The sequence below is a fragment of the Jeongeupia naejangsanensis genome (genome assembly GCF_016865585.1).
Lineage (GTDB): Bacteria > Pseudomonadota > Gammaproteobacteria > Burkholderiales > Chitinibacteraceae > Jeongeupia > Jeongeupia naejangsanensis.
The window spans coordinates 196,553-221,385 of the sequence record NZ_JAESND010000003.1 but is presented as its reverse complement, the minus strand read 5'-3'; the positions used below and the strand labels follow the sequence as shown (position 1 = coordinate 221,385).

Sequence of the window (24,833 nt, the reverse complement as noted above, 5' to 3'; positions counted from 1 at the left end):
CGGCTCGCCAGCACCGGCCCGATTCGATAAGCTGCACGGTTTTCCCGGAGCGACGTCATGGAACCGATCCGCCTTTCCAAACGCATGACCGAACTCGGTCTGTGCTCGCGCCGCGAAGCCGACGAATACATTGCCCGCGGCTGGGTCCGCGTCGACGGCGTCGTTGTCGACGTGCTCGGCAGCAAGGTTCTGCCGACGCAGACCGTCACGCTGAACAAGGCCGCCGAACGCGAGCAGGCCGGCCGCGTCACCGTGCTGATCAACAAGCCGATCGGCTATGTCTCGGGCCAGGCCGAAGACGGCTACCAGCCGGCCGTGGTACTGGTGAAGCCCGACAACCAGTGGGCCGACGACACGAGCGGCATCCGCTTCGATCGCGAACACCTGAAAAGCCTCGTCCCGGCCGGCCGCCTCGACATCGACTCGGTGGGCCTCTTGGTGCTGACGCAGGACGGCCGCATCGCCAAGCACCTGATCGGCGAGAACTCGACCGTCGAGAAGGAATACCTCGTCCGCGTCTCCGGCCAACTGGCGCCGGGCGACCTGAAGCGGCTCAATTACGGGCTCGAACTCGACGGCCAGAAACTCAAGCGCGCCGAAGTCTGGTGGCAGAACCGCGACCAGCTGCGCTTCGTCCTGCACGAAGGCAAGAAGCGGCAGATCCGCCGGATGTGCGAACTGGTCGGCCTCAAGGTGGTCGGCCTCAAGCGCATCCGCATCGGCAAGGTCGAACTCGGCGACCTGCCGACCGGCCAGTGGCGCTATCTGCACCCGGACGAGATGTTCTGATGGCACGCGCCGACGTTCTGCTGGTCGAGCTCGGCCTCGCCAGCTCGCGCACCCATGCACAGCAACTGATTGCCGCGGGCCGGGTCAGCGTCGAAGGCAGGCTCGTCGGCAAGGCCAGCGCCAAGCTCGATGCCGGCATGTCGATCGCCATCGCCGCCGATGACGAAGCCGACCGCTTCGTGTCACGTGGCGGGCTCAAGCTCGCCGGCGCGCTGGCGCAGAGCGGCGTCGACGTGAGCGGCATGCTGGTGCTCGACGTCGGCCAGAGCACCGGCGGTTTCACCGACTGCCTGCTTCAGGCCGGCGCACGCCGGGTGATCGGCCTCGAGGTCGGTCACGACCAGCTGCACCGCAGCCTGACCGATGACCCGCGCATCGTCACGCTCGAGGGCCTCAACGCACGCCATCTGGCGGCCGGTGATCTGGACGATCATCTGGACGCGCCCGTCGATCTCGTCGTCGGCGACGTGTCGTTCATCTCGCTGACGCTGGTCCTGCCTGCGCTGGCCACGCAGCTGCCGGCCGGCGGCCTGCTGCTCTTTCTCGTCAAGCCGCAGTTCGAAGTGGGCCTGGCGGGACTCGGCAAGGGCGGCATCGTCCGCGACGCGGGCAGCTACCCCGAGGTCGAAGCGAAGATCCGCACGTCGGCGCGCGAGGCCGGTTTCGACGTGCTCGACTATTTCGACAGCCCGATCACCGGTGGCGACGGCAACCGCGAATTTTTCGTCTACGCCCGTCGCGGCTGAGGCAGGCCCGCCTCGTACCAGGCCTTGCTGGCGTTGACGACGCGCACCACCAGCAGCATCACCGGCACTTCGATCAGCACGCCGACGACGGTCGCCAGCGCCGCGCCCGATTCGAAGCCGAACAGGCTGATCGCGGCGGCGACGGCCAGCTCGAAGAAGTTCGACGCGCCGATCAGCGCCGACGGGCCGGCCACCGCGTGTTTTTCTCCCACCTTGCGGTTGAGCCAGTACGCGAGGCCCGCATTGAAAAACACCTGAATCAGGATCGGCACCGCCAGCAGCGCGATCACCAGGGGCTGCCTGATGATGGCATCACCCTGAAACGCGAACAACAGCACCAGTGTCGCCAGCAGTGCAGCAATCGACCACGGTTGGATCCTGTGCATGGCCGTATCGAATGCCGCCTGACCCTTTGCGAGCAGCGCCTTGCGGATCACTTGGGCGATCAGCACCGGGATCACGATGTAGAGCACGACCGACGTCAGCAGCGTCGCCCACGGTACGACGATGCTCGAGACACCAAGCAGCAGCGCAACCAGCGGCGCAAACGCGAACACCATGATCAGGTCGTTCAGCGCGACCTGCGACAGCGTGAAATACGCGTCACCGCGGGTCAGCCGGCTCCAGACGAAGACCATCGCCGTGCACGGCGCCGCGGCCAGCAGGATCAGCCCGGCCACATAGCTGTCGAGCTGGTCCGCCGGCAGCCACTGCGCAAACAGCACGCGGACGAACAGCCAGCCCAAGAGCGCCATCGAGAACGGCTTGACCAGCCAGTTGACGCCCAGCGTGACGCCGATGCCCTTCAAATGGCCCCGGACCTGATGCAAGGCGCCGAAATCGATCTTCAGCAGCATCGGAATGATCATCACCCAGATCAGCAACCCGACCGGCAGATTGACCCTGGCGACTTCCATTGCGCCAATGGCCTTGAACAGCTGCGGCAAGGCCTGGCCCAGTCCGATACCCACGACGATGCACGCCAGCACCCAGGCCGTCAGATAACGTTCGAAAAATCCCATCGGGGCGACGGCGGCACGCTGGCCGACGGCTTCGCATTGCGCGGACATGGCTTGCTCCGGTTCGGCACCCTGCCCTGCGGACAGGACGCGGGGTTCAATCGACGCGAGTCTCGCCAATGTCGCGCACGGCATCCTTGAGCGCCGGGCCGGCGAGCTGCGCATCCGACAGCGCGACCAGCAGCGTGATGCGTTGCCTGATCTGCAGGAAAATCTTCTGGAACGAAGCGCGCTTTTCCGCCTCGGTTTCGCCATGCGGGTCTTCATAACCCCAGTGTGCGGTCAGCGGATGCCCCGGCCAGACCGGGCAGGCCTCGCCCTTGGCGTTGTCGCAGACCGTGATGACGATGTCCATGCGCGGTGCATCGGCCAGCTCGAATTCGTCCCACGACTTGGAACGCAGCGCGCCGATGTCGTAGCCGATCCCGTCCAGCAGCGCGATCGCATGCGGGTTGACCTTGCCACTCGGGTGGCTGCCGGCGCTGAATGCCCGGAAACGGCCGCCCCCCAGCACGTTCAGCCAGCCTTCGGACATGACGCTGCGCGCCGAGTTGGCCGTGCACAAAAACAGCACGTTGTAGACCTTGTTGCTCATGCTTGCTCCGATGGTGTGCAGCACGACGGCGCCGTGATCTCGCACGGGGCGCCGCCGCAGCAGCTGTCGGTCAGGAACGCCAGCAGTGCGTTCATGGCCGGATAGTTGACCGAGTAGTGGATGAAACGGCTTTCGTGCCGGGCCTCGATCAGGCCGGCCTGCGCCAGCGCCTTCAGGTGGAACGACAGCGTTGCCGGCGCCAGCGCCAGCTGTTCGCCGATGCGCCCGGCGACCATGCCCTCGGGGCCGGCCGTGACCAGCAGACGGAAGATCGCCAAGCGCGTGTCCTGCGCCAGCGCCGCGAGTCGAACGACGGCTTCTTTATTTTCCATATTTCCAATTATATGGAAATATATTCCGATGGCAATACCGGTGCAGCCGCCATCGTTACCCGGGCACCGAACCTGAGCCGGAGAATCACGGCACGGCGACGTCCGGCCGCCCGTAAGGTTCCCGATATTCGGCGAAAAACGCCGACCGGCGGTCGCCGCCCAACGTCACTACCGGCCGCGGCGCCAACACGCTAGAGTCGCGGCGCCCCAACCGCCGACCGCTGCCGATGTCCTTCGATCCCGTCGTTCTCTTCTTCCTGCTCGGCCTCGCGGCCGGCGTCGCCAAATCGGACCTCAAGCTCCCCGCCGCGCTGTACGACACGCTGTCGGTGTTCCTGCTGCTGTGCATCGGCATCAAGGGCGGGCTGGAGCTCGCCAAGCAGCCCATCCTGACGCTGCTGCCGCAGGCGATGCTGGTACTGGCGATGGGCGCGGCGATTCCGCTACTCATCTACCCGCTGCTGCGCTGGCGCCTGCCGCAGGTCGACGCGGCCAGCATTGCGGCCCACTACGGCTCGGTTTCGGTCGTCACCTACGCCGTCGGCGTGGCCTACCTGTCGCGGATCGGCGAGGCGTTCGAATCGCAGACGACGCTGTTCCTCGTGCTGCTGGAAATGCCGGCGCTGATCATCGGCGTGATTCTGGCACGACGCGGCAGCCGGTCCGCGCCCGGCCACGGCTGGGGCAAGCTGCTGCACGAAGTGCTGCTGGGCAAGAGCATGGTGCTGCTGCTCGGCGGTCTGGCGATCGGTGCGCTGGCCGGGCCGGAGGGCATCAAGCCGCTCGACCGGCTTTATGTCGACCTGTTCAAGCCGACGCTGACGCTGTTCCTGCTCGAAATGGGCCTCGTCGTCGCCGGCAAGATCGGCATCCTGCGGCGCGAGGGGTTGTTCCTGCTCGTGGCCGGCATCGGCCTGCCACTGGCACTGAGCTGGCTCGGCATCGGCGTCGGCCTGATGCTGGGCATGTCGACCGGAGGCCTGACGCTGATGGCGCTGCTCGCCGCGTCTGCGTCGTACATTGCCGCACCGGCGGCGATGCGGATGGCGGTGCCTGGCGCCGACCCTGCGCTATCGCTCGGTGCCGCGCTCGGCATCACCTTCCCGTTCAACCTGCTGGTCGGCATTCCGCTGTACCATCAGTTCGCCCTTGCCGTTGCCTGAGGAACCGCGATGACTTTCCATACCCGTACCCTGCTGACCATCGTCACCGAATCCGCGCTGGAAAACGATCTGGTCGATCTGTTCCACCTTCAGGGCCTGCGCGGCTGGACCATCGTCGAAGCCCGCGGCAAGGGCGAGCACGGCGAAAAACGCGCCAGCTTCGACGCCAACGGCAATATCCAGATCGAGCTGATCGCCGATACCGCGGCGGCCGAACAGCTGGCAACGACGATCGCCGAACGCTTCGGCCGGCATTATGCGCTGGTGCAGTGGCTGACCGACGTCCGGGTGCTGCGCGCCGAGAAGTTCTGACCGGACTCGGCAACGAAAAAGCCCGGCATTGCCGGGCTTTTTTTCATGCGGTCGAAACAGCGCCTATTCGCCGTCGTGCTTCTGCTTGCCGAACATCGCCTCACCCTCGTCGACCGGCTTGGCCAGCGCCTGGACGCGGGTGTCGTTCGGGAAACGTGCCAGTTCGTCGCGGAAGTAGTCGAGGCTTTCCGGATAGGCGAATGCGGCCTGACGCATCAATGTCTGCGCCTGCGCAGCATCGCCCTTGATCGCGTGCATGATTGCCGCGTCGGACAGCTGGCCCGGATACGGCCGGACCGCGTTGAGCCGGTCGAGGATGCCGAGCTTCCAGTCGATGTTCTCGGCACTGGCGGTGATGTAGTTCGACAGCGCGTAATCGGCGTAGAAGTCGACCAGCGGGTTGTGGCGCAACTCGCCCAGCGTCTTCAGGTTGCGCTCGTTGGTCGCCACGCTGTCGCTCGGGTCGATGATCGGATAGATCTTCAGGTAGGTCAGACCGCCGAACACCGCCGCGGCGACCGAGGCGATGCCGTAAAGCGCGAAGCCGCCACGCGATACCGCCGGCCCCTTGCGCGGCGTGGCGCCGAAGGCGAGGAAGAGCATCAGCGCGAACGGACCGAAAAAGTGGTAGTACCACAGCGGATATTCGACCAGGCTATGCAGGATCGACACCGCCACGAGCGCGGCAGCGAACATCGCCACGTCGTCATCGCGACGTGACCACAGACCGAAGAACGCGGCCAGGATGCCGAGTACGACGATGCCGGTGCCGATGACGCCGGTTTCGGCCATCAGGTTCAGCAGCGAGTTGTGCGCGTGGGTGAACAGCACGCTTTCGACGACCTTGGCGAACTCCGGCTGGACCTGCAGCGCAACGCCGTGGGCCGGGTACTCGCCCCAGCCGACGCCGAGCAGCGGATGCGCCTCGAACGTCAGCCACGCCTTGTGCCATTCGACCAGACGGCGCGCGCCGTTGGAATCGAGTCGGTCGAGCCCGGTCGGCACTTCGTTCTGCGAGCGCAGCAGGCTGCCGATCACGTCGTTGATCAGCGGTGCGACGAACTGCATCGCGATGATCAGTGCACCGGCGATCATCAGATTGCGACCCAGACGACGCACGACATCCTGCCTGCCGAAGGCCAGTGCAAGGCCGAACACCAGCCATGCGACGGCGTACAGGAAGGGCGAGCGCGAACCGCAATAGGCCATCGACAGCGCGAACCACAGCGACAGCGTCACCGTCAGCCAGCGCGGCAGCCTGCCGGTCGCCGACAGCCACATCACCGAGGCAAAGCCCCAGGCCAGATAGTGGCCGTACATGTTCTTCTGGCCGATGTTGCCGAAAATCAGCCGCGGCCCGCTGGTGATCAGCTGGTAGATCTGTTCGACCGCGATCGCCGAATTGAACAGCGCGCCGACGACCAGCCCCCACGCCAGCGCCTGTGCCAGCGGCGCGATGCCGAATTCGTCACGCGCGCGCGCCAGTGCCCAGACCGACATGCCGGCAGTCACCATATACAGCGCCGGAATCGTCAGGTCGGACCAGTACGGCACCGTCATCGTCAGTGCCTGCAGGCCGAGCACGGCGGCAAGACCGAACCAGACGATCGCCATCCACGGCGTGCGGGTCGTTTCGACCCTTTGGGTCGGCAAGCCGGCGACGGCGAGCACCAGCAGCGTCGCCAGCGAATACGCGGCCAGCTCGGACGGAAACACCGGATTTGGCGGATAGCGGAACGGAATGCCGCAGGGGACGGCGGCAAGCAGGAAAAGCAGGACTTGGAAAACGCGGAGCATGCAGACTCAGGCAGGAAGGGGCGAACGGGGAACAATCAGCCGGGCAACGATACAGCCGAGCTCGTACAGCAGCCACAGCGGTATCGCCAGCAGGCATTGCGACAGAACGTCGGGCGGCGTCACCACCGCGGCGATGACAAAAGCACCGACGATCACATAAGGCCGCCAGCGCACCAGCTGCGCGACGTTGACGACGTTGAGGTACACGAGCACGACAATCGCCACCGGGACCTCGAAGGTCGTTCCGAAGGCGATGAACATGCCGAAAATGAAATCGAGGTATTCGCCGGAATCGGGCAACCATTGCATCGACGCCGGCACGACCGAGGCGATGAACTTGAAGACCACGCCGAACACGAAGAAATACGCGAACGCCATGCCCGCAAGAAACAGCAGCGACGAGGCGACGATCAGCGGCAGCACCAGCCTTTTCTCGTGCGTGTACAAGCCCGGTGCGATGAAGGCCCACGCTTGGTAAAGCGTATGCGGCAGCGTGGCGATGAAGGCGACCAGCGCGGCGATCTTCACCTGGACCATGAACGGCGTCGCGATGCCGATCGACACCAGCTTCTGCCCCGGCAGCACGTGCGTCAGCGGCGCGACGACGAAGTCGTACAGCTGCGCGGAGAAGGCGAAACACACGCCGAAGCCGAGCAGGAACACCAGCCCGGCGCGCACCAGCCGGTTGCGCAGTTCGATCAGGTGGGCCAGGAGCGGCTGGAAATCGGCAGCATTCATCAGGAATCAGCGGCGGTCGCGCGCGGGTGGAGGTGCCGGGGGTTCGACAACAAAGAGATCGGGCTGGCGCTCGTCCGCTTGCGGAATCTCGCGGACGGTCGCACCGGCAACGGGGGGCGGCGATGCCGCCTCGGCCACGGCGGGCGGCAGCGGATCGCTCAGCGCATCGCGGGCGCCGGCCAGCGTTTCGCGCAACTCGGTCACCGGCGCGTGAATCGTCTGCTTCAGTGCCTCGCCCTCGGCGCGCAGCTCGGCTTCGATCTGTGCCAGCTCGCTGGCACGGACCTCACGTTCGAGGTCGGCCTTGACGCTGCCGACGAAGCGTTGCGCACGACCGATCAGCGCACCCACGGTGCGTGCAACGGTCGGCAGGCGCTCCGGGCCGATCACCACCAGCGCCACGGCACCGATGACGGCCAACTCGCCGAGACTGACGTCGAACACGGCTTAGCGCTTGTCCTTGTCGACCACGTCGATGACGCGGCCCGAATCGGCCGGCACGTCCTTGGACTCGGGCTTGTCACCCTCTCCCTCGCGGATGCCCTCCTTGAACCCCCGCACGGCCGATCCGAGGTCCTTGCCGATATTGCCCAGACGCTTGGTGCCGAATACGAGGATGACGATGACCAGCACGATGAGCCAGTGCCAGATGCTGAAGGAACCCATGGACGTTCTCCGTTGGAATGCGAATCAGTGGGTACTGAGTTCGGTAATCTTGGTCGGCAGCGGTGCACCGCCGATCACGTGCAGGTGCAGGTGGAACACGCTCTGCCCCCCGCCCTCGCCGGTATTGATGATGGTGCGGAAGCCCTGCGCCAGCCCCTGCTCGGCGGCAACGCGCGCGGCGACCAGCATCAGCTTGCCCAGCAGCGCCTGATGTTGGACCTCGGCGTGCGCCAGAGATTCGATGTGCGGCTTCGGCACGACGAGAAAATGCACCGGTGCGACCGGATGCAGGTCGTTGAAGACGAGGATGTCGTCGTCCTCGTAGAGCTTGGTCGTCGGAAACTCGCCCTTCGCCAGCTTGCAGAAAATGCAGTCGCTCATGCTGTCCTCGTCTCAATCCTTGGGGCGCGATGCTTTTTCATCGATGCCGGAAATCCCTTCGCGCCGCGCCAGCTCGGCCAGCACGTCCTCGTGGCTCAGCCCCTCGTGGGCCAGCAGCACCAGCGTGTGGAACCACAGATCGGCGATTTCGCCGACCAGGGCCCGCCTGTCACCATCCTTGGCGGCCATGACGACCTCGAACGACTCCTCGCCGACCTTCTTGAGGATGGCTTCCTGGCCCTTGTGGAAGAGCTTGGCAACGTAGGAGGTGGTCGGATCGGCATCGCGACGGCTGGCAAGCGTCGCCGAAAGGCGGTCGAGAATTTCGCTGGAAACCATGCTGGACCTCAGAGTGCACGTGATTTAGCGGCAATTATATTGCCGTTTGGTGACACTCGCGTAATGAACGCGGCCGACACCGAAAAAAAGCGGGAACGGAAAAGCAAACAGGCCGGAAAACCGGCCTGTTTCGAGCGCACAGCGCTCAGTGATGCTTGTGGTAGATCGCGGCCGGATCCTTGAGCACCGGATCGACGGTTTCCCACTCGCCGTCGCTGAGCACGCGGTAGAAGCAGCTCTCGCGGCCGGTGTGGCAGGCAATGCCGCCGTCCTGCTCGATCACGTAGATCAGCACGTCGCCGTCGCAATCGAGGCGGATCTCCAGCACGTGCTGGAAATGGCCGCTTTCCTCGCCCTTGTGCCAGAGCTTCTGGCGCGAGCGGGTCCAGTAATGCGCGGTGCCGTGCTCGGCCGTCTTCTCGACCGCTTCGCGGTTGGCATAGGCGAACATCAGCACCCGGCCGGTGTGCGCATCCTGCGCGATCACCGGCACCAGGCCCTTGTCGTCCCACTTGATCTCGTCGAGCCAGCTCACAGGCGCACCTCGATCCCGGCACGCTGCATTGCTTCCTTGGCCTGACGCACCGTGTACTCGCCGAAATGGAAGATCGATGCCGCCAGCACCGCATCGGCATGGCCGTCGATCACGCCGTCGACCAGATGCTGCAGGCTGCCGACGCCGCCCGACGCGATTACCGGAATGTCCACGGCATCCGACACCGCGCGCGTCAGCGGCAGGTTGAAGCCGATCCGGGTGCCGTCGCGGTCCATGCTGGTGAGCAGGATTTCACCGGCGCCGAGCTGCTGCATCTTCACCGCCCACTCGACCGCGTCGAGCCCGGTCGGCCGGCGGCCGCCGTGGGTGAAGATTTCCCAACGGGTGTTGGTGTCGTCGACCGCCTTGGCGTCGATCGCCACGACGATGGCCTGACTGCCGAAGCGGCTGGCTGCGGCTTCGACCACTTCCGGGTTGCTGACGGCCGTGGTGTTGATCGACACCTTGTCGGCACCGGCATTGAGCAGCCGGCGCACGTCGTCGACCTTGCGCACGCCGCCGCCAACGGTCAGCGGGATGAAGACCTGCGAGGCGACCGCGTCGATCACGTGCAGGATCAGATCGCGGTCATCCGAGCTGGCGGTGATGTCGAGGAAGGTCAGTTCGTCGGCGCCCTGCGCGTCGTACTTCTTGGCGATCTCGACCGGATCTCCGGCGTCGCGCAGCCCGACGAAATTGACACCCTTGACGACGCGGCCGGCGGTCACGTCGAGGCAGGGGATGATGCGTTTGGCGAGCGGCATCAGGCTTCCACGGCTTCGAGCTTGCCGTCGGCGAGTTCCTGCGCCGCCTTGAAGTCGATCGTGCCTTCGTAGATGGCCCGGCCGGTAATCACGCCTTCGATGCCTTCCGACTCGACATCGACGAGCTTGCGCACGTCGTCGAGGTTGGTCAGGCCACCCGAGGCGATCACCGGAATGCGCAGCGCCTGCGCCAGTTTCACGGTCGCTTCGATATTCACGCCCGAGAGCATGCCGTCGCGGCCGATGTCGGTGTAGATCACGCTCTCGACGCCGTAGCCCTCGAAGCGCTGCGCCAGGTCGATCACGTCGTGGTCGGTGACCTTGGCCCAGCCGTCGGTAGCGACCTTGCCGTCCTTGGCGTCGAGACCGACGATGATGTGGCCCGGGAAGGCATCGCACGCTTCGTGCAGGAAGCCCGGCTGCTTGACCGCGGCGGTACCGATGATCACGTAGTCGATGCCGGCGTCGAGGTACATCTCGATCGTGTCGAGGTTGCGGATGCCGCCGCCGAGCTGGACCGGCACTTCACCGTCGATCGCCTTGATGATGCTTTTGACCGCGTCGAGGTTCTTGGGCTTGCCGGCGAACGCGCCGTTCAGGTCAACCAGATGCATGCGGCGCGCGCCCTGGCCGAGCCAGTGGCTGACGAAGCTGGCCGGGTCGTCGGAGAAGACCGTGGCGTCGTTCATAAGGCCCTGGCGCAGGCGAACGCACTGGCCGTCTTTGAGGTCGATAGCAGGAATGATCAGCATGATGACGGTTACGATTGGGTGATCGGGGAACGGAACGGTCTGGCGCGAAAACAGGCGACCAGCGCACTAAATGGGAAATATATGGCAAAAAACAGCAGGTAGTTCATCTGCGACGGCGAACCGGACAGCGCAAACAACTGCAAAACCAGCGCCAGCACACCAACGGTCATGAGCGACTGCCGAAAAGACTCGCGCAGCCACTGTGGCAGTGATTTCACCCAAAGTCTCCTACTGGCGGCCATCCCAGGCAACGAAGTTCTTCAGCAGCTTCAGACCCGCGCCGGCCGACTTCTCGGGATGACACTGGATCGCGAAGATGTTGTCGCGGGCAACCGCGGCGGCAAAGCGGTACGGGTAGGCCGACTCGATGACTGCGATATCGTCCGCACCGGAGAAATGATAGCTGTGGACGAAGTAGAAGCGCTCGCCATCGGCAATGCCCTGCCACAGCGGGTGGGCATGCTTGATGAACATCTCGTTCCAGCCCATGTGCGGCACCTTGAGCTTCTGGCCGGCTGCATCCAGCATTTTTTCCGGCGGGAAGCGCACCACCTGCCCCGGAAACACGCCGAGGCTGTCGGTCGGACCTTCCTCGCTGCGCGCGAACAGCAGCTGCGCACCGACGCAGATGCCGAGGAACGGCCGGTCACCGGCGGCCTTGAGGACTTCGGCCTTCAGACCCGATTCGTCGAGATGGCGCATGCAGTCGGGCATCGCGCCCTGTCCGGGAAACACGACCTTGTCGGCCGACGCAACGACGGCCGGATCGGCCGTCAGCACCACGTCGGCGCGACCGTCGGCAACCAGCTCGAACGCCTTGGTCACCGAATGCAGATTGCCCATGCCGTAATCGACAATGGCGATTTTTTCCATGTCAGCCTACCAGCGTGCCTTTGGTCGACGGCGTGATGCCGGCCATGCGTTCGTCGTGCTCGACCGCCATGCGCAGCGCGCGGCCCAAGGCCTTGAAAATCGTCTCGGCCTGATGGTGGGCATTCTTGCCCTTCAGGTTGTCGATATGCAGGCTGATCGCGGCATGGTTGACGAAACCGCGGAAGAACTCGCCGAACAGGTCGACGTCGAAACCGCCGATCACCGCGCGCGTGTATTCGCACTCGTACTCGAGACAGGGACGACCGGACAGGTCGACGACGACGCGCGACAGCGCTTCGTCGAGCGGCACGTAGGCATGGCCGTAGCGGCGGATGCCCTTCTTGTCGCCGACGGCCTTGGCAAACGCCTGGCCGAGCGTGATGCCGACATCCTCGACGGTGTGGTGCGCGTCGATGTGCAGGTCGCCGACTGCCTTGATGTCGAGGTCGATCAGCCCGTGACGGGCGATCTGGTCGAGCATGTGCTCGAAGAACGGCACGCCGGTATCGAATTTGGACTGGCCGGAGCCGTCGAGATTGACCGAAACCGTGATCTGGGTTTCGAGGGTATTGCGGGTAACAGTAGCCTGACGCATGGATAGCCCCGATTGCGGTCGGGAGTTGGACGTAATTAATGCAGATTCTCCAACAGATTGCCGTCTGCGGGAAGGGGCTGGCCGACATGCGTGGCCGGCTTGCGCACATTTCGGTACGGGACCGGCCCGGTTGACGCCGGACTGCTAGCGCCTCGCCTTGGCCGCAGCGGCACGCAACGCCGCTTCGAAACCGGTCCGCGCCCAGTGCTGCAGCGCAGTCGCGTCATCGAGCGCGGCGTCGGGCAGCCGGTAATAGGACATCGTCTGCACCTTGCCGCGCGCCGTGTAGCTGAACGGTGCGACGCCTTCGGCAACGAAGGCCGCGCGGTTGAGCGCATCGGCCTTCAGGTAGAGCACGTCGTCGTCGACGATGGCGAAAAACAGCTCTTCGCAGTAAAGCCCCCAGCCGCCGAACATCGATCTGGCACGTATCGTCCCCAACGGCGCCAGCTCGTCGATCAGCCAGTCGAGATATTCACTGCGTGCGCGCATTCAGCCTCCCTTGACGGTTCTTCCCAGCGACTCCCCGAGCCGGCGCATCGCCGACGACGGATCGTCGGCGGCGAGCTTGACCGCGATCAGCGTCGGCCGGTCCTTGTGCTCGAGCGCGTGCTGCCACGCCGCGTCGAACGCCTGCTCGTCGCCGACGGTGAACGCGTACAGCGGACCGAACACGTCGGCAAGTGCATCGAGCCGCCACGGCGCGATGTCGTTGAACGGTCCGTCGAGGATAAACCGCTCGGTGCTGTAGCCGCCATTGTCGAACACGATCACCACCGGGTTCAGCCCCTTCCATGCCGCGGTCGACAGCTCGGTGCCAGTCATCTGGAAAGCGCCGTCGCCGACCAGCACCAGCGGCCGCAGTCCGCTGCCGAGCTGGGCGCCGAGCGCCGCCGGCACCGCGAAGCCCATCGTCGTGTAGTACGCCGACGCCAGAAAGCCGGTGCGCGGGTGGGTGCGCAGTTCGAGCGACGCGAACAGGCAGTCGCCGGTGTCCGAGACGACGAGCATGTCGTCCGGCAGCGTGTCGTTGAGCCGGCCGATCAGCCGCGACACCGTCATCGCGTCGCCGGGCTCGGGGAAACCGGGCGCCGACAGCGGCAGGCTGTGCGCCGGCCAGTCGCGCTGTGGCGGGGGCAGCGCCGGAATCAGCGCGGCGAGAAAGTCGGCCAGCCGGATGTTCGGATAACGGTGGTGTCGGACGCACACCTCGTCGTTGCGCGCCTGGATCATGTGCCGCGGGTCGAGCTGGGCGGTGAACACGCCGAGGTCGACGTCGTTCAGCGCCGAACCGAGCAGCAGCAGGATGTCGGCGCCCTCGATCACGCTGCGTGCGTACTCGGCACCCATTGCGCCCTCGTAGACGCCGAGATAGGCCGGATGCTGCTCGGACAGCACCGACTTGCCCGACAGCGTCGCCGCGACCGGCCAGCGCAGCCGCTCGACCAGCGCAGCCAGCGCGTCCTGCTGCCGGTAGCGGTGCAATTCGACCCCGGCAAGCACCGCACCGCGTTCGGCGCCGGCAAGCAGGGCGACGGTTTCGGCGACGGCCTCGGCCAGTGCGTCCGGATCGCTGCCGTCGTCGTCGAACACGCACTCGGGCTGCAGGTGAATCACCGTGTCGACACGGTCGCGCGGCAGCTCCAGATATACCGGCTTGCTGTAGCGCCGCGCAGCGGCCAGCGCCCGGTCGATCTGCCTTGCCGCCAGCAGCGGGTCGTCGAGCACCGCGCAGTAGCACGTCAGCCGCTCGAAGATCTCGCGCTGGAAGTGGTACGGCCCGAATCGGTGGTGCAGCAGCGGATGTTCGCGCTGCTCGATCACGCCCGGTGCGCCCGAGATCACCACCACCGGCGACGATTCGGCCGCCGCCCCGGCGACGGCATTGACGACCGACAGCGCGCCGACGCCGTAGGTGACCGCCAGCGCGCCCAAGCCGTGCACCCGGGCATAGGCGTCGGCGGCAAACGCTGCGTTGTCCTCGCGCGTGGTGCCGACCTGGGTGAGTTCGCTGTGCGCCAGTTGCTGGTACCAGCGCAGGATGTAGTCGCCGGGCACGCCGAAGACGTGGCGCACGCCTTCTTCGTGCAGCCGTTGCAGCAGGTACTGACCGATGCTGGTGCTCATGACGTTCTCCGGCGTCGTGGACCTGCTATCAATCTAGACCGGGGTTGCCGATGCAATATCTGAATATTTGATTAAGTTTCTCGTACGAAATACACCAGAAACCGGCGCCGGATTTTGTACCCCCGTATGCCGGCGCCCCGGGGCGGCCCGGTATCCGTGCGCCGTGGCCTGCCGGAGACGCCAAGCCCGGCGTCCCGACCCGATCGAAAAAAAGGGCGCCCGCTGGCGCCCTTTTCACGTCGGTAACTCGCACTCAGCCTCGCGGCCGCACCAGCTGCCACGCCCGGGTCACGTAGCCGGCGGCACCGAAGCCGCTCCACACGTGCACCAGCCGGGTGAACGGGAAAATCACGAACAGCGTCATGCCCATGAAGATGTGCAGCTTGAAGATCCCCGGGGCGTCGACGATGTAGTTCGCCGCGTCGCCACGGAAGGTGACGATGCGCTGCGCCCACTCCATGAACAGCGTCATCATGTGGCCGTCGAGGTGATCCTTCGAAACGAAGATCGTCGACAGGCCGAGGATCAGCGTCACGGTGATCCAGCCCAGCGTCAGCTTGTCGCGCCAGGTGGTGATCGCGCGCAGCCGCTCGCTCGAAAAGCGGCGGTAGATCAGGATCAGCGCGCCAATCAGCCCCATGCCGCCGAAGATACCGCCGGCGACCATCGCCAGCAGCTGCTTGGCACCGTGGCTCACGCCGAGCGCATCCCACACCGCCAGCGGCGTCAGCAGGCCGACCAGGTGACCGGCAAAAACACCGAGCACGCCGATATGGAACAGGTAGGAACCGGCACGCAGCAGACGGCGGTCGATCAGCTGGCTCGAGTCGCTCTTCCACGTGTACTGCTCGCGCTCGAAGCGCACCAGGCTGCCGAACAGGAAGATCGCCAGACCGATGTACGGGTAGACCCCGAAAACGAAGTGATGCAGGTAAGTCATGGCCGGGCCTCCTGATTGCGCGGGTAGAACTTCACCGTCTGGGGCCCTGCGGCCTGCGACAGCAGCGGTTCGGTGCCGTCGGCACCGGGTCCGAAGGTTTCGAGCATTTCGTCCATGTCGCGGATCGGCGGTGCGACCAGCGGCTGGATCTTGACGCTGGCGAGCGCGACCAGCGCGTTCATCACGCAGGCGTAGCGGCTTTCGGCTTCGCCGAGGCGCTCGGCCAGCGCGGCGATCACGTGGACCGCCTCGTTGAGGAAGTCCTGCGCCGTGGCGGTGTCGACGCTGCCGAGGAACTCGAGGAACAGCGGCAGGTAGTCGGGCAGCTCGTTGGCGTCGATCTCGAAGCCGTGCGTGCGGTAGGCGTTCATCAGGTCGACGAGCGCCGGGCCGCGTTCGCGGCTTTCGCCGTGGATGTGCTCGAACAGGTGCAGCGAGTGGCCGCGCGAGCGGTCGAACGTCGCGACATAGCCTTCCTGCGCGGCGATCAGGTCACCGGCCGCCAGTTCGGTCAGCAGCGGCGCGACGGTGATGCGCAGCCCCGTCGGCGCCTGTGCCAGCGCGGCGTCGAGCTCGGGCAGCGCGTCGATCAGTTCGGCTTCCGGGTACTGCAGCAGCGCCGAGAGGACACGGAAATGCAGTGTGTCGGTCGTCATGGTTTACACCTCCGCCTTGTTCTTCCGGGATTTGGGCATGTCGACGAAGATCACCGAGCCTTCCTTGCGCGTGCCGAACAGCCCCTGCGGCGAGGTGCCGCCCGAGCAGCCGTTGCCGAAGGTGAAGCCGCAGGCGGCCTTGTCGTTGAAGCTGTCCTCGACCTCTTCCTTGTGGCTGCTCGGAATCACGAAACGGTCTTCGTAATTGGCGATCGCCATGATCTTGTACATGTCCTCGACCTGCGCCTGCGTCAGCCCGACCTGCTTGAGCACTTCGAGGTCTTCGCTGCCGTGCACCGATTTGCCGCGCATGTAGACGCGCATTGCCAGCATCCGTTCGAGCGCCGACAGCACCGGCGCTTCGTCGCCGGCGGTCAGCAGGTTGGCCAGATACTTGACCGGAATGCGCATTTCGCTGACGTCGGGCAGCAGGCCCTTCTGGTTCATCAAGCCGCGTTCGGCCGCCGACTGGATCGGCGACAGCGGCGGGATGTACCAGACCATCGGCAGGGTGCGGTATTCCGGGTGCAGCGGGAAAGCCACCTTCCATTCCATCGCCATCTTGTAGACCGGCGACTTCTGCGCAGCGGTCAGCCACGAATCCGGAATGCCCTGACGGCGGGCTTCTTCGATGATCGCGTCCGAATGCGGGTCGAGGAAGACCTGCAGCTGGGCCTTGTACAGGTCCTTTTCATCGGCAACGCTGGCAGCGGCTTCGATCCGGTCGGCGTCATAGAGGATGACGCCGAGGTAGCGGATCCGGCCGACGCACGATTCCGAGCACACGGTCGGCTGGCCGCCCTCGATGCGCGGGAAGCAGAAGGTGCACTTCTCGGCCTTGCCGCTCTGCCAGTTGTAATAGATCTTCTTGTACGGGCAGCCCGACACGCACATGCGCCAGCCGCGGCACTTGTCCTGGTCGACCAGCACGATGCCGTCGTCCTCGCGCTTGTACACCGAGCCCGACGGGCACGAGGCGACACAGGCCGGGTTCAGGCAGTGCTCGCACAGGCGCGGCAGGTACATCATGAAGGTGTTCTCGAACGTGCTGTACATCTCCTTCTGCACGTCTTCGAACAGCTGGTCCTTCGAACGCTTGGCGAACTCGCCGCCAAGGTCGTCTTCCCAGTTCGGGCCCCAGTTGATCTTGTCCATCTTCTTGCCGGTGATCACCGACACCGGCCTTGCGGTCGGCGGCGTTTCGACTTCGGGTGCGTTCTGCAGCCGGTCGTAATCGAAGGTAAACGGCTCGTAGTAGTCGTCGATCTCGGGCAGGTTCGGGTTGGCGAACATGCTCGCCAGGATGCGCAGCTTGCCGCCCTGACGCGGTTCGAGCTTGCCGTTCGGGAGCCGTTTCCAGCCACCCTTCCACTTCTTCTGGTTTTCCCACTCCTTCGGGTAACCGATGCCGGGCTTGGTCTCGACGTTGTTGAACCACGCGTACTCGACGCCGTCGCGCGAAGTCCAGACGTTCTTGCAGGTGACCGAACAGGTATGGCAGCCGATGCACTTGTCGAGGTTGAGCACCATCGCTACCTGGGCGCGAATCTTCATGCTTTTTCTCCCTTGAGTTCGCCTTCCATCCAGTCGACCTTCTTCATCTTGCGGATCACGACGAACTCGTCACGGTTGGCGCCGACGGTGCCGTAGTAGTTGAAGCCATAGGCCTGCTGCGCGTAACCACCGATCATGTGCGTCGGCTTGGTCACCGTGCGCGTCACCGAGTTGTGGATGCCGCCGCGCTTGCCGCTCTGCTCGGCACCCGGCACGTTGATGATCTTTTCCTGCGCGTGGTACATCAGCGTCATGCCTTCCGGAACGCGCTGGCTCACCACGGCGCGGGCAGTCAGCGTGCCGTTGACGTTGAACACCTCGATCCAGTCGTTGTCCTCGATGCCGGCCTTCTTCGCGTCGGTTTCCGACAGCCACACGTGCGGGCCGCCGCGGCTCAAGGTCAGCATCCGCAGGTTGTCCGAATAGGTGGAGTGGATGCCCCACTTCTGGTGCGGCGTGATGAAGTTGAGCACGATCTCCTGCTCGCCGTTCGGCTGGCGGCCGAGCATCGGCTGCACCGTCTTCAGGTCGATCGCCGGCTTGTAGACGGCAAAGCCTTCACCGAAGTCGAGCATCCAGCGGTGGTCCTGGTAGAACTGCTGGCGGCCGGTCAGCGTGCGCCATGGAATCAGCTCGTGGACGTTGGTGTAACCGGCGTTGTAGCTGACCTCTTCCGATTCGATGCCCGACCAGGTCGGCGAGGAAATGATCTTGCGCGGCTGCGCCTGCACGTCGCGGAAGCGGATTTTTTCATGCTCGCGGCCGTTCGCCAGATGGGTGTGGTCGCGGCCGGTGACCTCGGACAGCGCCGCCCACGATTTCACCGCCACATGGCCGTTGGTTTCCGGCGCCAGCGTCAGGATCATTTCGGCCGCATCGATCGCGGTGTCGAGCTTCGGCTGGCCGTTGGCGGCAACGCCGTTCAGTGCGGCCAGCTCGTCGATTTCATGACCGGTCTGCCAGAAGATGCCCTTGCCGCCGTTGTTCACGTTCTTCAGCAGCGGGCCGATGGTGGTGAACTTCTCGTAAATGCGCGCGTAATCACGCTCGACCACGGTCATGTTCGGCGCGGTCTTGCCCGGAATCAGGTCGCACTCGCCCTTCTTCCAGTCCTTCGGTGCAAACGGCTGGCCCAGCTCGCCCGGGCTGTCGTGCATCAGCGGCGTCAGGACCAGATCCTTCTGCACGCCGAGGTAGGGGCCGGCGAGTTCGGTGAACTTCTTCGCGATGGCCTTGTAGATTTCCCAGTCGGTCTTGCTCTGCCACAGCGGCTGCACGGCTTCGGACAGCGGGTGGATGAAGGGGTGCATATCCGAGGTGTTGAGGTCGTCCTTCTCGTACCAGGTCGCCGTCGGCAGCACGACGTCGCCGTACAGGCAGGTCGTGCTCATCCGGAAGTCGAGCACCGTCAAGAGGTCGAGCTTGCCTTCGGCGGCCGGGCGCACCTTGATTTCGGACGGCGTGATTGCATCGTTTTCATCCGAGAACACGGCGTTCTGCGTGCCGAGCAAATACTTGAGGAAGTACTCGTGGCCCTTGCCCGAGCTGCCCAAAAGATTCGAGCGCCAGACGAAGAGGTTGCGCGGGAAGTTCTTCGGGTTGTCCGGATCGTCGCAGCTCATGTTGAGCTGGCCGGATTTCAGCTGTTCGGCAGCGAACTCGGCCGGGTTGCGGCCGGCGGCTTCGGCTTGGCGCACAACGTCGAGCGGGTTGGTTTCGAGCTGCGGCGCGCTCGGCAGCCAGCCCATCCGTTCGGCCTTGGCGTTGAAGTCGATCAGCGACAGGTCCTTGTACGCATCGACATTGGCGCTCGGGCCGAGGATTTCGGAGACCGAGAGTTTTTCGTGCCGCCACTGGCTGGTGTGGGCGTAGAAGAACGAGGTGCCGTTCATCTGGCGCGCCGGGCGCTGCCAGTCGAGCGCGAACGCCAGCGGTGTCCAGCCCGGTTGCGGACGCAGCTTTTCCTGGCCGACGTAATGCGCCCAGCCGCCACCGCTCTGGCCGACGCAGCCGCACATCATCAGCAGGTTGATGATGCCGCGGTAGGTCATGTCGTTGTGGAACCAGTGGTTCAGCGCCGCACCGACGATCACCATGCTCTTGCCGTGGGTGTCGTGGGCGTTCTGGGCGAACTCGCGCGCGACGGTCTCGACGTCGATCGCCGGCACGCCGGTGTGCTTGACCTGCCACGCCGGGGTGTAGGCGATGTCGTCGGCGTACGAGGTCGCGACGTTGCCGCCGCCCATGCCGTTGTCGACGCCATAGTTGGCGAGCAGCAGGTCGTAAACGGTCGCGACCAGCGCGGTCGAACCGTCGGCCAGCGTCACGCGTTTGGCCGGGACGTTGCGGAACAGCAGGTCTTCGGCTTCACCGCCGAAGTAGTCGAAGCCGACCGAGGCGACCTCGTCGTGCGCGCCCTTGAGCGACAGCAGCGGATCGATCCCGGCGCCGTCGGCGACGTTCTTCATTTCGAGGTTCCACTTGCCTTTGCGGCCCTCACCCTCGTTCCAGCGCGAGCCGATCGTGCCGTTCGGCACCGTCAGCGCGCCGGTGGCGGCATCGATCAGCACCGTCTTCCAGTCCGGGTTCTTCGCTTCGCCGAGGTTCTCCGGCAGTTGCGAGGCACGCAGGAAGTGGTCGGCAACGAAGCCGCCATCCTTGGCGCGCAAGGTCACCAGCATCGGGAAGTCGGTGTACTGCTTGCCGTAGTCGCGGAAGTAATCCGAGGCGCCGGTCTTGTGGAATTCGTTCAGCACCACGTGGCCCATCGCCATCGCCAGCGCCGCGTCGGTCCCCTGCTTCGGCGCCATCCACAGGTCGCCGAACTTGACCATTTCGCCGAAGTCGCTCGATACGGCGACGGTCTTGGTGCCCTTGTAGCGGACCTCGGTGTAGAAGTGGGCGTCCGGCGTGCGCGTCATCGGCACGTTCGAGCCCCACACCATCAGGTAGGTCGAGTTGTACCAGTCGGCCGATTCGGGCACGTCGGTCTGCTCGCCCCAGACTTGCGGACTGGCCGGCGGCAGGTCGCAGTACCAGTCGTAGAACGACAGCGGCACGCCGCCGATCAGGCCGAGGTAACGCGCGCCGGCGGCGTAGCTGACCATCGACATCGCCGGAATCGGCGAGAAGCCGACCACGCGGTCCGGGCCGTAGTTCTTGATCGTGTAGGCGTTCGACGCAGCGATCAGCTCGGTGACTTCGTCCCAGCCGGTACGCACGAAACCGCCGAGGCCGCGCACCGATTTGTACGATGCCGACTTGGCCGGGTCTTCGACGATGCTCGCCCATGCGGCGATCGGGTCCATGGTCTTGCGCGCCTCGCGCCACAGCCGCGCCAGCCGGCCGCGGATCATCGGGTGCTTGACGCGCTGTGCCGAGTAGACGTACCACGAATAGGAAGCACCGCGCGGGCAGCCGCGCGGTTCGTGGTTCGGCAGGTCCGGTCGGGTGCGCGGGTAATCGGTCTGCTGCAGCTCCCAGGTGATCAGCCCGTTCTTGACGAAGATGCGCCAGCTACAGGAGCCGGTGCAGTTGACGCCGTGGGTCGACCGCACGACCTTGTCGTGGGTCCAGCGGTTGCGGTAGCCGTTCTCCCACTGGCGGTCTTCGTTCACCACGGCGCCGTGGCCGTCGGCGAAGGTATCGCGGGTCTTGGAGAGGAACTTCAGTCGGTCCAGGAAATGGCTCATGCTGCCTCCGGTTGCGGTTCTGCTCGAGCACGCGGGCGCTCGTGTGAATGAACCGAGCTTACGAGCCTGATGCCAGACGCAACATTCGCCGCACGATCAGCCGGCGCGGCGCAATCGGCTTAGCGCCCCTAGTCCGAAGTGACTAGGGGTAAGACGGAGAAAGAGATGCGCAACCTCGTGATCCTCGCCCACCCCCACCTCGGCGGCTCGGTCGTCCACGCCCGGCTGGCCGAAATGCTCGCCGAAACCGGCGACGTCTCGCTGCACCACGCCGACACGCTGATCTCTGAGGGCGCCCTCGACGTCGACGAGGAGCGCGAAGCCTGCACGCATGCGAGCCGGCTGGTGCTGCAGTTCCCGCTGTACTGGTTCGCACCGCCGGCCTCGCTCAAGGTCTGGCTCGATACACGGTGCTCGACCCGGCGTGGGCGCTGGCCGACCCGAAGCCGCTGGCCGGCAAGACCCTGCAGGCCGTCGCCAGCTATGCCAGCCCGCGCTGGGGCGAGTCGGTGCCGTCGGTGCTGCTGCGGCCGCTGATCGAAACCGCCCGCCTGTGCGGCATGGTCTGGGCAGAGCCGCTGCTGCTCGACGTCGGCGAGGCCCCGCTGGCCGTCATCGATCCGTTCGCCGAGCGTTACCGCACGCTGCTCGACTCCGCCCCCTGAAACGGAAAAACCCCGCCGAAGCGGGGTTCTGACGTTGAAGTCGACGGATCAGCAGGGCATTTCGGCGTTCTTGCGCGCGAAGTACCACCAGGTGATGGCCGCGCACGACAGGTAGAAGGCGATGAACACGTACAGTGCCGCCTCGGCCGCGCCGGTCGCCTTCATCGAGAAACCGAAGGTCTGCGGAATGATGAAGCCGCCGTAGGCACCGATCGCGCTGATGAAACCGCCGGCTGCCGCCGATTCGCGTGCGCCGTCTGCTTCGGCTTCCTTGATCGACGCGGCATCGCGCCCCTTGGCTTCGCGCATCGCCAGCGTCGAGAAGATCGTCGGGATCATCCGGTAGGTCGAGCCGTTGCCGATCCCGGCCAGCAGGAACAGCGCGAGGAAGCACAGGAAGAAGCCCATGAAGCTGCCGGCACCGCTGGCACCCGGCAGGAAGGCCAGTACGCCGAACACCGCGATCACCATGCCGACGAAGATGCCGAGCGTGACGCGTGCGCCGCCGACCTTGTCCGACACCATGCCGCCGATGGGGCGGATCAGCGCACCGATCAACGGGCCGATGAAGGCAACCTTGGTCGGATCAACCTCGGGGAACTGGGTCTTGGACAGCAGCATGAAGCCGGCCGAGAAGCCGATGAAGCTGCCGAAGGTGCCGAGGTAGAGCCAGCACATCAGCCAGTTGTGCTTGCGCTTGAAGATCACCGCCTGCTCGGCGAAAGAGGCCTTCGCCGATGCGAGGTCGTTCATGCCGAACCATGCGGCCAGCGTCGCGGCGACGACGAAGGGCACCCAGACGAAGGTGGCGTTCTGCAGCCAGATCTCGCCGCCGTTGGGCAGCGCCTGCGGGTTGCCGCCGAAGGCGCCGAACATGCCGACGGTAATCGCCAGCGGCATCACGAACTGGGCAATCGACACGCCGAGGTTGCCGAGGCCGGCATTCATGCCGTTGGCGTAGCCCTTCTGCGACTTCGGGAAGAAGTAGGCGATGTTGGCCATCGAGCTGGCGAAGTTGCCGCCGCCGAAGCCGGTCAGCAGCGCGATGATCAGCATCACCGGATACGGCGTGGTCGGATCCTGCACCGCATAGCCGAGCCAGATGGCCGGAATCAGCAAGGAGGCGGTCGAGATCGTCGTCCACTTGCGCCCGCCCATCATCGACGGCAGGAAGCTGTAGAAGATCCGCAGCGTGGCGCCCGACAGCGACGGCAAGGCGGTGAGCAGGAAGAGCTGGTCCTTGGTGTACGAGAAGCCCACCAGCGGCATCTTCAGCACCACGATGCTCCAGACGATCGAACACGAGAAGGCCAGCAGCAGGCAGGGGATCGAGATCCACAGATTGCGTTTGGCGACGTGCGACCCCGTTTCCTGCCAGAAGACCGGATCTTCGGGCTCCCAGCGTTTGATCAAGGCATTGGACATTGCGTAATCCCCGTTGGCGGGCGCTGGCGCGCCGCATGATTTGAACGGTAGTACAGCCTCCCTCAGGAAGCCATTGCACGCAATGTAGTCCCGGCCCCGCAATCCGGCCATTCGCCATCGGCTCAGGGCCGGCACGCCGAACGGTTGGCCCGGCTAGTCCTTTCGGACTAGGCGGCGATCGGCGTCGACGCTCAGCCCGGCTGACCGTCCGCCCTTGCCTTCAGGTAGATCGGCAAGGCCTGCCCCGCCCAGACCACGAAGGCCAGCAAGGCGCCAATGCCGGCAGCGGCATGCAGTGCGAACTGCGCCTGTGGCCAGATTTCGCTGGCGACGCGCGCCAGCGCAACGCCGTGCAGCAGCCAGTACGCGGTCCACGTCACCGCACCGGCCACCAGCGGCCGTCCCGAATGCCCCATCGTCACCCGGGTAACGAAGCCGAGCAGCATCGTCGCGAAGAAGCCGATCGTCAATGCATGCAGTGGCGCGAAGGCGAACAGCGGCTGACCGAGTGCATCGGCAATGTCCTGCGCCACGAACAGCAGCATGGCGATGCCGGCCCACGCGAACGACGCGTGCAGCATCGCCAGCAAACGGTTCTTGAACGATGCGAACAGACGCCAGCGCCAGCCGGTGTACAGCAGCAGCCCGGCGAACAGCACGTCGACGGCCACCGGGTTGAACTGCATCAGCACGAAACCACCATGCGCCCACGGCAGCACGACAAAAGCGCCAAGCAGCCAGCCCGGCCGCCACGCGGTATAGCCTGCGATGACGTTGGCCGAGAAGAACGGCAGCATCCGGTGGGTGACGGCAAGGAACACCGGCAGCAGGAAGCCCCAGACGCCGAGCGTCACCGCCGGCTGGAAGGCTGCAGCGATGCCGAACCACGACACGCCGACCATCGTCGCCAGCGCAATCGCGCCGAGGCCGAAGGCGAACGCCACCGCAGTCGCGTGTTTCTTGTCCGGTGCGCGGCTGGCGCGCATCCGGCCGATCCACAAGATCGTTGCGCCGACCCAGGCGATCCAGTGCATTGCATCACCGAGCGACCACGCCATCGGCCAGCGCAGCGCGGCCAGCTGCAACGCCGTGCCGGTGGTGTAAGCGAGGATTGCCGGCGCCCACGCGTTCAGCGGCGGCGGCTCGACGTTCAGCCACTTCGGCCCGGCGGTATAGATGAAGCCGAGCATGAACAGCGGGAAGAAGCCGAACAACATCAGGTCGGCGTGCAGCCACATCACCGGAATCGCGCTGTGGGTCGAGCCGCCGTGCAGGCGCATGACCATCTCGGCCGCCCACCACGCCAGTGCCAGTACGGCGCCGAGGCCGCCGAAGAAGAATGCCGCGCGGTGCGGCGCGTCCCAGAGTCGGTTCATCG

29 protein-coding genes and 1 pseudogene are annotated in these 24,833 nt (G+C 65.3%); 6 read left to right on the top strand and 24 right to left on the bottom strand.

Going from position 1 to position 24,833, the window contains the following annotated elements; translation table 11 throughout:
• The first annotated feature begins 57 nt into the window (after nucleotides 1-57).
• Together JMJ54_RS08785 and JMJ54_RS08780 are read left to right on the top strand one after the other, a co-directional pair.
• On the top strand, nucleotides 58-789 hold the full coding sequence (locus JMJ54_RS08785; RefSeq protein WP_203537886.1) for a pseudouridine synthase: 732 nt from the start codon (nucleotides 58-60) through the stop codon (nucleotides 787-789).
• Nucleotides 789-1,535, top strand: coding sequence for a TlyA family RNA methyltransferase (locus tag JMJ54_RS08780; protein WP_203537884.1), 747 nt, complete (start codon nucleotides 789-791; stop codon nucleotides 1,533-1,535). The genes JMJ54_RS08785 and JMJ54_RS08780 overlap by 1 nt, the downstream gene beginning before the upstream one ends.
• On the opposite strand, the gene arsB is transcribed toward JMJ54_RS08780, so the two are convergent.
• From arsB to JMJ54_RS08765, 3 genes are read right to left on the bottom strand one after another with little or no spacing between them, the layout of a single operon-like run.
• Nucleotides 1,517-2,605, bottom strand: a complete 1,089-nt coding sequence (gene arsB / locus JMJ54_RS08775) for an ACR3 family arsenite efflux transporter (protein WP_203537882.1) — start codon at nucleotides 2,603-2,605, stop codon at nucleotides 1,517-1,519. The genes JMJ54_RS08780 and arsB overlap by 19 nt on opposite strands.
• A gap of 46 nt (nucleotides 2,606-2,651) precedes the next feature.
• Nucleotides 2,652-3,149 (bottom strand): arsenate reductase ArsC, encoded by a 498-nt coding sequence (locus JMJ54_RS08770; protein WP_203537880.1) that lies wholly within the window; start codon nucleotides 3,147-3,149, stop codon nucleotides 2,652-2,654.
• Nucleotides 3,146-3,481 (bottom strand): ArsR/SmtB family transcription factor, encoded by a 336-nt coding sequence (locus JMJ54_RS08765; RefSeq protein ID WP_203537878.1) that lies wholly within the window; start codon nucleotides 3,479-3,481, stop codon nucleotides 3,146-3,148. The genes JMJ54_RS08770 and JMJ54_RS08765 overlap by 4 nt, the downstream gene beginning before the upstream one ends.
• Before the next feature lie 227 nt (nucleotides 3,482-3,708).
• Between JMJ54_RS08765 and JMJ54_RS08760 the strand changes: the two genes are divergently transcribed.
• Nucleotides 3,709-4,644 (top strand): sodium-dependent bicarbonate transport family permease, encoded by a 936-nt coding sequence (locus JMJ54_RS08760; RefSeq protein ID WP_203537876.1) that lies wholly within the window; start codon nucleotides 3,709-3,711, stop codon nucleotides 4,642-4,644.
• Between the two features lie 9 nt (nucleotides 4,645-4,653).
• Nucleotides 4,654-4,956: a P-II family nitrogen regulator gene (locus JMJ54_RS08755; RefSeq protein WP_203537874.1), complete on the top strand. Its 303-nt coding sequence runs from the start codon at nucleotides 4,654-4,656 to the stop codon at nucleotides 4,954-4,956.
• Between the two features lie 63 nt (nucleotides 4,957-5,019).
• Here the strand turns inward: JMJ54_RS08755 and JMJ54_RS08750 are convergent, their stop codons facing one another.
• From JMJ54_RS08750 to JMJ54_RS19205, 19 genes and pseudogenes are all read right to left on the bottom strand, one after another.
• Entirely contained in the window at nucleotides 5,020-6,753 is a 1,734-nt protein-coding gene (locus JMJ54_RS08750) for a PglL family O-oligosaccharyltransferase (protein ID WP_203537872.1), read from the bottom strand.
• Nucleotides 6,754-6,759: 6 nt separating this feature from the next.
• Nucleotides 6,760-7,491, bottom strand: a complete 732-nt coding sequence (gene tatC, locus JMJ54_RS08745; protein ID WP_203537870.1) for a twin-arginine translocase subunit TatC — start codon at nucleotides 7,489-7,491, stop codon at nucleotides 6,760-6,762.
• Between the two features lie 299 nt (nucleotides 7,492-7,790).
• Nucleotides 7,791-7,935, bottom strand: a pseudogene (locus JMJ54_RS19635) (Sec-independent protein translocase subunit TatA/TatB); the annotation flags it as partial.
• Nucleotides 7,936-7,938: 3 nt separating this feature from the next.
• On the bottom strand, nucleotides 7,939-8,157 hold the full coding sequence (gene tatA, locus JMJ54_RS08735) for a Sec-independent protein translocase subunit TatA (protein ID WP_203537866.1): 219 nt from the start codon (nucleotides 8,155-8,157) through the stop codon (nucleotides 7,939-7,941).
• 24 nt (nucleotides 8,158-8,181) lie between these two features.
• Complete coding sequence (locus JMJ54_RS08730) at nucleotides 8,182-8,538, bottom strand: histidine triad nucleotide-binding protein (protein WP_203537864.1); 357 nt, start codon at nucleotides 8,536-8,538, stop codon at nucleotides 8,182-8,184.
• A gap of 12 nt (nucleotides 8,539-8,550) precedes the next feature.
• A complete protein-coding gene (locus JMJ54_RS08725) occupies nucleotides 8,551-8,877 on the bottom strand; it encodes a phosphoribosyl-ATP diphosphatase (RefSeq protein ID WP_203537861.1) in 327 nt (108 codons plus the stop codon).
• Between the two features lie 145 nt (nucleotides 8,878-9,022).
• Nucleotides 9,023-9,412: a phosphoribosyl-AMP cyclohydrolase gene (gene hisI / locus JMJ54_RS08720; protein WP_203537859.1), complete on the bottom strand. Its 390-nt coding sequence runs from the start codon at nucleotides 9,410-9,412 to the stop codon at nucleotides 9,023-9,025.
• Nucleotides 9,409-10,176 carry an imidazole glycerol phosphate synthase subunit HisF gene (gene hisF / locus JMJ54_RS08715; protein WP_203537857.1) on the bottom strand — a complete coding sequence of 256 codons (768 nt, stop codon included), beginning with the start codon at nucleotides 10,174-10,176 and terminating at the stop codon, nucleotides 9,409-9,411. The genes hisI and hisF overlap by 4 nt, the downstream gene beginning before the upstream one ends.
• Nucleotides 10,176-10,928: a 1-(5-phosphoribosyl)-5-[(5-phosphoribosylamino)methylideneamino]imidazole-4-carboxamide isomerase gene (gene hisA, locus JMJ54_RS08710; protein WP_203537855.1), complete on the bottom strand. Its 753-nt coding sequence runs from the start codon at nucleotides 10,926-10,928 to the stop codon at nucleotides 10,176-10,178. The genes hisF and hisA overlap by 1 nt, the downstream gene beginning before the upstream one ends.
• A gap of 8 nt (nucleotides 10,929-10,936) precedes the next feature.
• On the bottom strand, nucleotides 10,937-11,146 hold the full coding sequence (locus tag JMJ54_RS08705; RefSeq protein ID WP_203537853.1) for a hypothetical protein: 210 nt from the start codon (nucleotides 11,144-11,146) through the stop codon (nucleotides 10,937-10,939).
• Between the two features lie 10 nt (nucleotides 11,147-11,156).
• Nucleotides 11,157-11,801 (bottom strand): imidazole glycerol phosphate synthase subunit HisH, encoded by a 645-nt coding sequence (hisH, locus tag JMJ54_RS08700; protein ID WP_203537851.1) that lies wholly within the window; start codon nucleotides 11,799-11,801, stop codon nucleotides 11,157-11,159.
• 1 nt (nucleotide 11,802) lies between these two features.
• Nucleotides 11,803-12,396: an imidazoleglycerol-phosphate dehydratase HisB gene (gene hisB, locus JMJ54_RS08695; protein WP_203537849.1), complete on the bottom strand. Its 594-nt coding sequence runs from the start codon at nucleotides 12,394-12,396 to the stop codon at nucleotides 11,803-11,805.
• A 144-nt stretch (nucleotides 12,397-12,540) separates the two neighbouring features.
• Entirely contained in the window at nucleotides 12,541-12,888 is a 348-nt protein-coding gene (locus JMJ54_RS08690; protein WP_203537847.1) for a TfoX/Sxy family protein, read from the bottom strand.
• Nucleotides 12,889-14,523, bottom strand: a complete 1,635-nt coding sequence (locus tag JMJ54_RS08685) for an alpha-keto acid decarboxylase family protein (RefSeq protein WP_203537845.1) — start codon at nucleotides 14,521-14,523, stop codon at nucleotides 12,889-12,891. It abuts the gene before it with no gap.
• Nucleotides 14,524-14,776: 253 nt separating this feature from the next.
• Nucleotides 14,777-15,463 (bottom strand): respiratory nitrate reductase subunit gamma, encoded by a 687-nt coding sequence (narI, locus tag JMJ54_RS08680; protein ID WP_189459878.1) that lies wholly within the window; start codon nucleotides 15,461-15,463, stop codon nucleotides 14,777-14,779.
• On the bottom strand, nucleotides 15,460-16,119 hold the full coding sequence (narJ, locus tag JMJ54_RS08675) for a nitrate reductase molybdenum cofactor assembly chaperone (RefSeq protein WP_203537843.1): 660 nt from the start codon (nucleotides 16,117-16,119) through the stop codon (nucleotides 15,460-15,462). The genes narI and narJ overlap by 4 nt, the downstream gene beginning before the upstream one ends.
• Nucleotides 16,120-16,122: 3 nt before the next feature.
• Nucleotides 16,123-17,673, bottom strand: coding sequence for a nitrate reductase subunit beta (gene narH / locus JMJ54_RS08670; protein ID WP_203537841.1), 1,551 nt, complete (start codon nucleotides 17,671-17,673; stop codon nucleotides 16,123-16,125).
• Nucleotides 17,670-21,365, bottom strand: coding sequence for a nitrate reductase subunit alpha (locus JMJ54_RS08665; protein ID WP_203537839.1), 3,696 nt, complete (start codon nucleotides 21,363-21,365; stop codon nucleotides 17,670-17,672). Before JMJ54_RS08665 ends, narH begins: the two co-directional genes overlap by 4 nt.
• Before the next feature lie 96 nt (nucleotides 21,366-21,461).
• On the bottom strand, nucleotides 21,462-21,698 hold the full coding sequence (locus JMJ54_RS19205; protein ID WP_238999990.1) for a hypothetical protein: 237 nt from the start codon (nucleotides 21,696-21,698) through the stop codon (nucleotides 21,462-21,464).
• Here JMJ54_RS19205 and JMJ54_RS19630 point away from each other — a divergent pair.
• Nucleotides 21,591-21,902, top strand: coding sequence for an NAD(P)H-dependent oxidoreductase (locus JMJ54_RS19630; RefSeq protein ID WP_373310138.1), 312 nt, complete (start codon nucleotides 21,591-21,593; stop codon nucleotides 21,900-21,902). The two genes, JMJ54_RS19205 and JMJ54_RS19630, sit on opposite strands and share 108 nt — an antisense overlap.
• Entirely contained in the window at nucleotides 21,884-22,030 is a 147-nt protein-coding gene (locus tag JMJ54_RS19625) for a hypothetical protein (protein WP_203537835.1), read from the top strand. The genes JMJ54_RS19630 and JMJ54_RS19625 overlap by 19 nt, the downstream gene beginning before the upstream one ends.
• Nucleotides 22,031-22,078: 48 nt before the next feature.
• On the opposite strand, the gene JMJ54_RS08650 is transcribed toward JMJ54_RS19625, so the two are convergent.
• Nucleotides 22,079-23,455, bottom strand: coding sequence for a NarK family nitrate/nitrite MFS transporter (locus tag JMJ54_RS08650; RefSeq protein ID WP_203537833.1), 1,377 nt, complete (start codon nucleotides 23,453-23,455; stop codon nucleotides 22,079-22,081).
• A 191-nt stretch (nucleotides 23,456-23,646) separates the two neighbouring features.
• Nucleotides 23,647-24,831, bottom strand: a complete 1,185-nt coding sequence (locus JMJ54_RS08645) for an NnrS family protein (RefSeq protein ID WP_203537831.1) — start codon at nucleotides 24,829-24,831, stop codon at nucleotides 23,647-23,649.
• Between the last annotated feature and the right edge of the window lie 2 nt (nucleotides 24,832-24,833).